This is a genomic window from Boseongicola sp. (assembly GCF_057460485.1).
The window spans coordinates 1-9,830 of sequence record NZ_JBVCWP010000142.1; the positions used below are offsets into that span (position 1 = coordinate 1).

Annotated in this window: 7 protein-coding genes; 3 read left to right on the forward strand and 4 right to left on the reverse strand. The window is 59.0% G+C overall.

The genetic code is table 11. The annotated features are described in order from the left end of the window. Positions 1-35: 35 nt before the first annotated feature. From AC221Y_RS14965 to AC221Y_RS14980, 4 genes are all read right to left on the reverse strand, one after another. Positions 36-1,244, reverse strand: coding sequence for a phosphopentomutase (locus AC221Y_RS14965; RefSeq protein ID WP_486707633.1), 1,209 nt, complete (start codon positions 1,242-1,244; stop codon positions 36-38). After that, a complete protein-coding gene (locus tag AC221Y_RS14970; RefSeq protein ID WP_486707634.1) occupies positions 1,244-2,545 on the reverse strand; it encodes a thymidine phosphorylase in 1,302 nt (433 codons plus the stop codon). Before AC221Y_RS14970 ends, AC221Y_RS14965 begins: the two co-directional genes overlap by 1 nt. A 3-nt stretch (positions 2,546-2,548) precedes the next feature. After that, positions 2,549-2,941 carry a cytidine deaminase gene (locus AC221Y_RS14975; RefSeq protein WP_299758263.1) on the reverse strand — a complete coding sequence of 131 codons (393 nt, stop codon included), beginning with the start codon at positions 2,939-2,941 and terminating at the stop codon, positions 2,549-2,551. A gap of 62 nt (positions 2,942-3,003) precedes the next feature. After that, positions 3,004-4,089, reverse strand: a complete 1,086-nt coding sequence (locus AC221Y_RS14980; RefSeq protein WP_486707635.1) for a cupin domain-containing protein — start codon at positions 4,087-4,089, stop codon at positions 3,004-3,006. 142 nt (positions 4,090-4,231) lie between these two features. On the opposite strand from AC221Y_RS14980, the gene AC221Y_RS14985 reads away from it, so the two are divergent. The 3 genes from AC221Y_RS14985 to AC221Y_RS14995 form a co-directional block, all read left to right on the forward strand. Then, positions 4,232-6,514 carry an NADP-dependent malic enzyme gene (locus AC221Y_RS14985; protein ID WP_299758257.1) on the forward strand — a complete coding sequence of 761 codons (2,283 nt, stop codon included), beginning with the start codon at positions 4,232-4,234 and terminating at the stop codon, positions 6,512-6,514. 231 nt (positions 6,515-6,745) lie between these two features. Continuing rightward, positions 6,746-8,638 (forward strand): AMP-binding protein, encoded by a 1,893-nt coding sequence (locus AC221Y_RS14990; RefSeq protein WP_299758254.1) that lies wholly within the window; start codon positions 6,746-6,748, stop codon positions 8,636-8,638. 824 nt (positions 8,639-9,462) lie between these two features. Next, on the forward strand, positions 9,463-9,830 hold a 368-nt coding region (locus tag AC221Y_RS14995), incomplete at its 3' end, for a hypothetical protein (protein WP_486707636.1).

Below are 9,830 nucleotides of genomic sequence, written 5' to 3' on the forward strand. Positions count from 1 at the left end.
AAGATGCAATTCGACTTTCGGCATTTGAGAAACCGTCACAGAAAACTCCTTCCGGGCCCTTGCGAAGGGACTCCAAGATGCGCCGCCACTGAAGCGGCCACATCAACAAAGGCGACCTGTCCAATCGGCTTTGCACCAACGCCCAAGCCCAAAACCGGGACACGCTCGCGCGTGTGGTCTGTCCCGATCCAGGTCGGGTCATTCCCGTGATCTGCGGTGAACAGCACAAGATCGCCCGGACGCATAGCGGCCTCGATCCGGGGCATTTGAGTGTCAAACCATTCCAGCGCAAGCGCATAGCCTGAAACATCCCGACGATGGCCGTAAAGACTGTCGAATTCCACGAAGTTGGCAAAGGTGAACGTACCATCAGACGCCTCGGCCATGATATCAAGCAGATGCTCCATCAAAGTAGCATCATCGCCCTTACGCACCTCGTCGATCCCACGCATTGAGAAAATATCGCCTATCTTTCCAACGCCATAGACATGCCGCCCCGCTCCCTGCACCCAGTCGCACAGGGTTGGCGACGGGGTCGCGATTGCGAAGTCCCTACGATTTCCCGTGCGCTCAAACGCCAGCGGTTCACCCACGAAGGGCCGCGCAATAACGCGCCCAACTTTCATGCCGTGCAGCGTCGGCGCAAGCCCCCGGCACAGGTCCAGAAGGCGCTCCAGACCAAAGTACTCTTCGTGAGCCGCAATCTGAAAAACGCTGTCCGCAGACGTATAACAAATAGGCCAGCCGGTGCGGATATGCTCTTCGCCAAGACGCGCAATAATCTCGGTGCCGGACGCGTGGCAGTTGCCCAATATCCCGTCCGTCCCCGCAAGCCGCGCCACTTCTGAGGTCAGCTCCAACGGAAACGTAGGGTTGGCGTCAGGAAAGTACGTCCAATCCCACGGAACGGGCACACCCGCCAATTCCCAATGCCCGGACGGAGTATCTTTGCCGGGCGAAACTTCCGTCGCCGCGCCCCAAAGGCCCCGCTCCGCGTCCGGCAATCCCGCAGTATCAGCGCCCGAACTCAACTTCACCGCACTTTTCAATCCAATGCGTGCAAGATTTGGCACCAGAAGCGGGCCGCTGCGCCCCTCCTCTGCATCACCGGCCGCGCAGGCACCAGCAATATGTGCCAGCGTGTTCGCGCCGGTGTCCGGGGTGTCGCCATTAAAAAACTTATCCGCGTCCGGTGCGCCGCCAATACCGACGCTATCAAGGACAATAATAAACGCGCGCGCCATCAGCCTACCTTCGCCACGATCAACGACCCGGGGCTTGCGGCCTCACCAATTTCAACCGACGCTAAAAACGCCTTTTCAGCTTCCTGTGCCGCGCGCTCGCTTGCCGCATGAAGACGCGCCAGCGGCTGCCCCTTTACCACGCGCGTGCCCAGCTCCAGGATCTCGGAGTATCCGACCGAAGGATCAATCCGCTCGCCGCCCTTCAGACGGCCGCCGCCCATGTGAACCACGCCGATGCCAATCCCGCGCCCGTTCAATGCCGCAACAACACCTGCCGTAGGTGCCGGAATTTCGCGGATCACATTGGCCTCCGGCAATCGCCGCTTCCAGTCGCTTGCGAAATCTTTCGGCCCGCCCATTTCGGCGATCATCCGATCAAAAATCTCGGCCGCCTTACCGCTGGTAAGGGGTTCGCTCAGTTTTATTGCGGCCGTTTCGGCCTCGGTCTCAATCCCGGCAAGAACCAACAATTCAGCTCCAAGCGCCAAGGTCACCTCAACCAGTCGCGAGTTTTTCGGCGCTGTCAGCGCCTCCATTATTACGGCCACTTCCAATGCATTGCCTGCCGCCGGGGCCAGTGGCTGATTCATGTCGGTGATCAAAGCCGCCGTCTTGCAGCCCGCACCATTGGCCGTCTTCACCAACGCTTCAGCCAGCGCTGTCGACGCTTCAAGACTTTCCATAAAAGCGCCAGAACCAGTTTTGACGTCCAAAATTAACGCCTCAGGACCTGCCGCAAGTTTCTTGGACAGGATCGACGCTGTGATCAGATCCACACTCTCCACAGTCGACGTTACATCGCGCACCGCATAAAGCCGCTTGTCCGCCGGTGCCATGTCGGATGCTGCCGATACAATCGCACAACCGATGTCGCGCGTCATCTTGCGGAATCGCGCCTCATCAACATCCGTCGACACGCCGGGGATCGCCTCAAGTTTATCAAGCGTTCCGCCGGTGTGCCCCAAACCGCGCCCCGAAATCATCGGCACAAAGGCCCCCGCCGCGGCCAACATCGGCGCCAACAGCAAAGACGTACAATCGCCAATCCCGCCGGTCGAATGCTTGTCGATGACCGCGCCCGGCAAATCCCACTCTAAGACATCGCCCGAATCCCGCATCGCCAACGTCAACGCCACACGTGCGTCTTCCGACAGGCCGTTGACACAGGCCGCCATCGCGAATGCCCCGGCCTGCGCATCGGAAACGCCCCCCGAAGCCAAACCCCGTGCGAACCAATTCAGCTCGGCCTGCGTCGGCTCCTCGCGGTCACGCAATTTCCTGATGATGCGGGGGGCGTCCATCTCTCAGACCTGATCCATGTGGCCTGCCACGAACGCACCCGGCAAAAGGTCGGCCACGGCCATCTCGAGGTGCGCGCCTTCTGTCGTTGCCATGGTGATCTGAGCACCACTTTCGGCGAACTCTGCCAGCTTTTGCCGACATCCCCCACACGGCGGCACGGGCGACGGGCTTTCAGCAATAACCGCCACTTCGATAAAGCTAACCTCACCGGCCGCAATCATCGCAGCGATCGCCCCCGCTTCAGCACATGTGCCTTCAGGGTAGGCCACGTTCTCGACATTGCAGCCCACAAAAACAGCCCCCGACGCAGTCTTCAGCGCGGCCCCTACCTTGAACTTTGAGTAAGGCGCATAGGCGTTTTCCCGCACACGCGCGGCATCGTCGATCAGGCTCATCAGGAGCTCTCCCTCGGGCTTTTCCCAAGCGTGACCCGAGGGACAGCCAAGCGCAAGGGCGCTCAGACGGAAATCGTGCGAAACGCGCCAGGAAGCGCGACTTCCAGAAATTCGATATCGTCCGTCGGATCGGCGTATCTGGTCATCATCTCGGGCGGGATCACGAACGCGTCGCCCGGAGAAAGGCGGAACGGGTCTTTGCCCTCGCCCTCCAGTGTCATCGTGCCCTCCATTACGAAAGTGAACAAAATATCGCCCTCATGACGCGTCCATTCCGGTACGCCTACGCCACGTCGCACGACATGGACGCCCGCGACCCCATCGGTATTGACCTCGATCGTTGTGTCCCGACTTTGATACCCCGGCAGTCGAAACGCGCTCCATTTCGCCTCATCGGCCTTATGATGCACAAACCGTTGGCCCTGAAAGCGGCGTTCCGGATTCACTGAGGCGTTCGGCAGCTCCATGTCATGATCAATCGTTGTGACATGCTCGGCAGGCACGCCAATCTCGATGACCTCGATATTATCGCTTGCGTAAAGTACCCGATGGCGAATTTCCGGTGGCTGGATCACGCAGTTTCCCGCGAACAAACGGAACGGTTCGCCTTGATCCTCATAGACAAGATCAACCCAACCCCGGTAACAAAAAATAAGCTGAAACCCAACCGTATGATAGTGAACCATGTCCGGCACCGGCCCGCCGTCCGGAATGCGGATGTGACTTGCGATGATGGACCCGCCCAGTCGCGACGGGATAAGATCACGGTACTGCATGCCCGCACGGCCAATCACCCAAGGGGCTTGGTCGGCAAGACGCCGCACGACAAAAGCATACTCGGTCTCAGGCAAAACGAAGGGCGGGTTCAGCGCGTCAATCTCAATCCGGGTACCATTTGGCGCGCCCAGCACACGTTGACCGTCCGCAAATCCGTCCGGATCTTGCGTCAAAATGCGAAGCGTTCCGGGCGGCTCAGTCGCGTTTGCGTCTACCCGCACCCGAAGGCCATGTCCGGAAAATACCGCTACAGTGGGATCATCTGCCGGATAGATCGTGTCCATCCGCATCTTCAACACTTTGGTAAAGAACGGAATATCGTCGCGCAGTTCCTTAGTCGGAAGTCGTACTTCGGCACGGATGTCGGTCATTCTTGCTCTCCTCGCCCAATGTGCCGCAGACTGCCGTCCATAAAGTCGTAGCGCAAGCCTGTCACCTTGACGTCGTTTCTGGCTCAGGCTAAGCGCAGACAAACAGATTGTTTAACGTTAAACAAAATTCGGGAGGGATGGGATGACAAGCGATCCGAAACAGGAGGCGCTCCGAAAGGCAGCCCTTTATTATCACGCCAACCCCAAGCCCGGAAAGCTCGAAATACGCGCCACGAAGCCTCTGGCAAACGGGCGCGATCTGGCCCTTGCCTACTCACCCGGTGTGGCGGAAGCCTGCCTCGAGATTAAAGCCAATCCTAAAACTGCCCGCGACTACACTGCCCGCGGCAACCTTGTCGCAGTGGTCACCAACGGGTCCGCGGTACTTGGTCTTGGCAACATCGGCGGCCTTGCGTCCAAGCCGGTGATGGAGGGCAAAGCCGTCCTGTTCAAAAAGTTCGCGAATATTGATTGTTTCGACATCGAGTTGAACGAAAACGATCCCGAAAAGCTCGCCGATATCGTCTGTGCGCTTGAACCCACATTCGGCGCGATCAACCTTGAAGACATCAAAGCGCCGGATTGCTTTATCGTTGAGAAAATCTGCCGCGAGCGAATGAACATCCCGGTGTTTCACGACGACCAACATGGCACGGCAATCGTCGTCGGTGCCGCCGCCACCAACGCCTTGCGCGTTGCCAGCAAGGCATTCGAGGACATCAAAATCGTCTCCACCGGTGGCGGAGCCGCCGGCATCGCCTGTCTGAACATGCTTTTGAAGCTTGGCGTTAAACGCGAAAACGTCTTCCTCGTCGACATCGAAGGCCTCGTACATGAGGGCCGCGAGAAAGATATGACCCCGCAAAAAGCAGACTACGCACAGCCAGGGGGGGCGCGCTCGCTTGCTGATGTGATCGACGGCGCTGACCTGTTTCTCGGCCTTTCCGGGCCAGGCATCCTGACGCCGGAAATGGTAAAGAAAATGGCCGCGCGTCCAATTATTTTTGCGCTCGCAAATCCAACGCCTGAAATCATGCCGGAACTCGCGCGCGAAGTTGCTCCCGACGCCATTATTGCAACCGGTCGCTCGGACTATCCAAATCAGGTCAACAACGTCCTGTGCTTCCCGTTCATCTTCCGTGGCGCGCTTGATGTGGGTGCCACAACCATCAACGACGAAATGAAAATCGCCTGCGTTGAAGGTATTGCCGCTTTGGCCCGCGCAACCACAAGCGCCGAAGCCGCCGCCGCCTATAAGGGCGAGCAACTGACCTTCGGCGCCGACTACCTGATCCCGAAGCCCTTTGATCCTCGCCTGATAGGTGTCGTCGCAAGTGCCGTCGCGGGTGCGGCCATGGAAACCGGGGTAGCAGAGCGACCACTCGAAGACATGCAGGCCTATAAGCACAAGCTTGACGGGTCGGTCTTCAAATCCGCCATGCTAATGCGCCCGGTATTTGACGCCGCAGCAACTGCCCAGCGCACGATCGTTTTTGCCGAAGGCGAAGACGAACGCGTTCTGCGGGCCGCCAATGCAATGCTCGAGACGATGACGGACAAGCCGATCCTTATCGGACGTCCAGACGTCATCGAAAGCCGGATCGAACGCGCGGGCCTTGCCATTCACGCAGGCGTCGACTTCGAGGTGGTGAACCCGGAAAACGATCCCCGCTATCGCGACTACTGGCAGACATATCATGGCCTGATGGATCGCCACGGTGTGACGCCTGACCTGGCGCGCGCCGTAATGCGCACCAATACAACCGCAATCGGCGCGGTCATGGTCCATCGTGGCGAAGCCGACAGCCTAATCTGTGGAATGTTTGGCCAATATCTGTGGCATCTAAATTACATCAATCAGATTTTGGCCACCGACGGCCTCCATGCGATTGGCGCGCTCAGCCTGATGATCCTCGAAGATGGCCCTATGTTTGTCGCCGACACCCAAGTCTACCCGGAGCCCACACCACATCAGGTCGCCGAAACCGTGATCGCTGCCGCGCGCCATGTGCGACGCTTCGGGCTTGCTCCCAAAATCGCGCTTTGCTCGCATAGCCAGTTCGGGAATCTTGATTGCGAAACAGGCCGCCGGATGCGTGGCGCAGTCGACATCCTCGATAGCGAACCGCGCGACTTTGAATACGAGGGCGAAATGCACGCCGACGTAGCCCTTGATCCCGAATTGCGCGCACGCATCATGCCGAACGCGCGCTTTGAGGGGCCTGCCAACGTGTTGGTCTTCGCCAACACTGACGCGGCCTCAGGCGTTCGGAATATCCTCAAGATGAAGGCCGGAGGTCTTGAGGTTGGACCCATCCTGATGGGCATGGGAAACCGCGCGCATATCGTGACACCGTCGATCACCGCCCGTGGCTTGCTGAACATGTCAGCCCTCGCGGGGACGCCTTTGTCGCTCTACAGCTAAGCGATTCTCGGCGCGAGCGCTCTCTGCCGTCGCGCCGACTTTGCAAGTTTGCAATCGCAAGGCCATGTGGCCGCGTCAAAAGCATAACGCCACGGGATTTGCAAAATTTTGCAACCCCTGATCGCAAACTCTGCAAATATTTTGCGATAAACTGCCACGCCCAGCCCCGCAAAGCTTGCCCGAGGCCCATCTGTGGCCCTATTCCGTAAGCAACTCGAGGAGGAGGGACCCATGGGCTATCGCGATGTCTATCTAGCTGCACAAGCAGACCCGGACGCTTTTTGGATGGAGGCGGCGAAAGCCATCGATTGGGTCACACCGCCAAGCCGCGCGCTGAACGCGGATGCTGCACCGCTTTATGAGTGGTTCACCGAGGCGCAAGTTAACACATGCTGGAATGCCGTTGATCGCCATGTCGAGGCTGGCAACGGCGCCCGCGTGGCAATCATTTACGACAGCCCAATTACCGGCGCGAAAAGCACCACTACATATAAAGAACTGCAGACACAGACCGCATCGCTCGCGGGGGCGCTTGCGGCCAAAGGCATCAGTAAGGGCGATCGCGTCGTCATCTATATGTCGATGGTTCCTGAAGCGCTTGTTGCAATGCTCGCCTGCGCGCGGATTGGCGCGATCCACTCTGTCGTGTTCGGCGGTTTTGCAGCCCACGAGCTTGCAGTGCGCATTGATGACGCCAAACCCAAAGCCATCATCGCCACGTCCTGTGGCGTCGAGCCGGGGCGCATCGTCGAATACAAACCGCTTCTTGATGCCGCCATCGACATGGCCGACTTCAAGCCCGACTTCACCATTATTTTCCAGCGAGAACAGGCCGTCGGCACCCTGATCGAAGGGCGCGACTTCGACTGGAACGATGTGCAAAGCGGTGTCGCCGCTGCCGACTGTGTCCCGGTCTCCGGCGACCACCCGGCCTACATTCTCTACACCTCAGGCACGACCGGACAGCCTAAAGGCGTCGTGCGCCCGACAGCCGGCCATCTGGTTGCGCTGCATTGGACGATGAAAAATATCTACAATGTCGAACCCGGCGACGTGTATTGGGCGGCCTCAGACGTCGGCTGGGTCGTCGGCCACAGTTACATCTGTTACGCGCCGCTCATCCACGGCAACACCACCATCGTCTTTGAAGGCAAGCCTGTTGGAACCCCCGATGCAGGCACCTTCTGGCGCGTCATTCAGGAACACAAAGTCAAAGTCCTCTTCACGGCTCCGACCGCCTTCCGCGCCATCAAGCGTCAGGACCCGAAGGGCGAACTTGTCGCCGATTACGACCTTTCGTCGCTCCAGACGCTTTATCTCGCCGGAGAGCGCGCCGACCCCGACACAATCGAATGGGCCGTGAAGATGCTGAACGTGCCTGTCATCGACCATTGGTGGCAAACTGAAACGGGTTACGCGATCGCTGCCAACCCAATGGGGATCGAGGCGCTGCCCGTCAAAATCGGCTCACCGTCTGTCGCTATGCCGGGTTGGGACATCCAAATTCTCGATGAAGCCGGGCATCCCTTGCCACCGGGCGAGCTTGGCGCGATTGCCGCCAAACTGCCGCTTCCTCCGGGCACACTTCCCACGCTCTGGAACGCCGAAGACCGCTTCCGCAAAAGCTATCTCGATCATTTCCCCGGCTACTACGAAACCGGAGACGCAGGCTACGTCGACGACGACGGCTACCTCTACATTATGGCACGCACTGATGACGTCATCAACGTCGCCGGCCACCGGCTGTCCACGGGCGGAATGGAAGAAGTCCTTGCAGCCCACCCGGACGTCGCGGAATGCGCAGTCATCGGTGTGACGGACGAGTTGAAGGGCCAGCTTCCGGTTGGCTTTCTTTGCACCAACTCAGGCACAACGCGCTCGGACGCGGAAATCGTGGCAGATTGCGTCAAGCTTGTCCGCGATAGCATCGGCCCCGTCGCCGCCTTCAAACTCGCTTGCGTCGTGCCGCGCCTGCCGAAAACGCGGTCGGGCAAAATCTTGCGCGCGACCATGGTGAAAATCGCCGACAGCACTGACTTTAAGATGCCAGCAACCATCGACGACCCGGTCATCCTTGACGAAATCAAGGACGCTCTCCAAGGCATCGGCTACGCCAAAAGCTAAAGCGCCCAGCACGCGTCTGTTCAGCGCGAAATCACACGGCTAAGGTGCCCGGAACATGCCCCACCCTTCTTATCTTCGCCCAGTCGGGGAGATTGACCTATAAGGCAAACGTATCGCGGTAGAACCCGCCCCGGCCCTAACTGGCGCGGAGACTGCGGCATCACCGACGACGGGGTGCAGAGACTTTTGCAAGACCTCGGCGCAGAAATCCGCCCCGTTGAAACCAAGCACTTCGGCAAAACCGCCCCCAAGGCAGCAAAGTCGAGGCCCTTTCGACACTGGCCCCCAACGAGCCCGTCGTCTTCTTTGACACTGACACGCTATTCACCGGCCTTATCGATCAAATCTCATTTGATTTAGACCATCCCTCGGCCTCGATGGCCCGATCCGCCGCTCTATAGCCCCGGATATCACTATCGCCATTTCAATGGGGATTGGTTCTTCGGCCGCGCCCTACAAGACTTTCGCGACCGGAGTCTTGCTGTGATGACCCGATGGAAGAACTTACCGCGCGAAGCCTGTTTCCCTGGATTGACCAGTTCGTCCTGTCCGTCGTCGTCTCAGCCTTGGGTCGCGGTTGTCCCGGCCCTGCACCGGATGGCCTCGAAGGCGAGATGACACTGCACTGGCGCGCCCTGCCGTTTTTTTTGTGCACGTACAGGCGACGCACACTTGGTCTTCTTCGAGGACCAGACGCGCGCGCGAACAAAACCAAACGCGCCCGGATAGAAAGAGACCGTCTCTGGATGCGCTGATCCTTGCAATCTGAACGCCGCGCGAGCAGGTTAAAGGCGGGGCACGAAAACCAACGAACGGGCACAAATATGGCACAGCGAGATTCCAAGCATGACGTGATTGACCTAATCGCGGACAGCTTCGCTCCGGCCGCGCCCAACCTTGTCCGCCAAATGTTCAACGCAGCAGGCGCACGCGCGCCAGACGTTATCTGGTCCCCCACTGACGTAGAAATCCGCAATCCACTATTGCGCGAATTCGCTGCCATATGCCGGGTGCTCGCGCGCGATGACGGCACATTGCCCGACGGTGATATCAACCTCGATGTTTTCGGGGACCTTAAGGAATGGATCATGATGATCGAGCCCGTCGAGGGCGAGAATAACTTTCTTTACACCTACTACGGCGCAGGTATTGCCCAGAACTACGGGCGGGATTTGACCGGCCATCTCACGTC

Coding starts and splice junctions, on each gene's coding strand:
- AC221Y_RS14975 (WP_299758263.1), bottom strand. CDS start 2,941: ATGAGCCTGATCGACGATGCCGCGCGTGTGCGGGAAAACGCCTATGCG.
- AC221Y_RS14990 (WP_299758254.1), top strand. CDS start 6,746: ATGGGCTATCGCGATGTCTATCTAGCTGCACAAGCAGACCCGGACGCT.
- AC221Y_RS14980 (WP_486707635.1), bottom strand. CDS start 4,089: ATGACCGACATCCGTGCCGAAGTACGACTTCCGACTAAGGAACTGCGC.
- AC221Y_RS14985 (WP_299758257.1), top strand. CDS start 4,232: ATGACAAGCGATCCGAAACAGGAGGCGCTCCGAAAGGCAGCCCTTTAT.
- AC221Y_RS14970 (WP_486707634.1), bottom strand. CDS start 2,545: ATGGACGCCCCCCGCATCATCAGGAAATTGCGTGACCGCGAGGAGCCG.
- AC221Y_RS14965 (WP_486707633.1), bottom strand. CDS start 1,244: ATGGCGCGCGCGTTTATTATTGTCCTTGATAGCGTCGGTATTGGCGGC.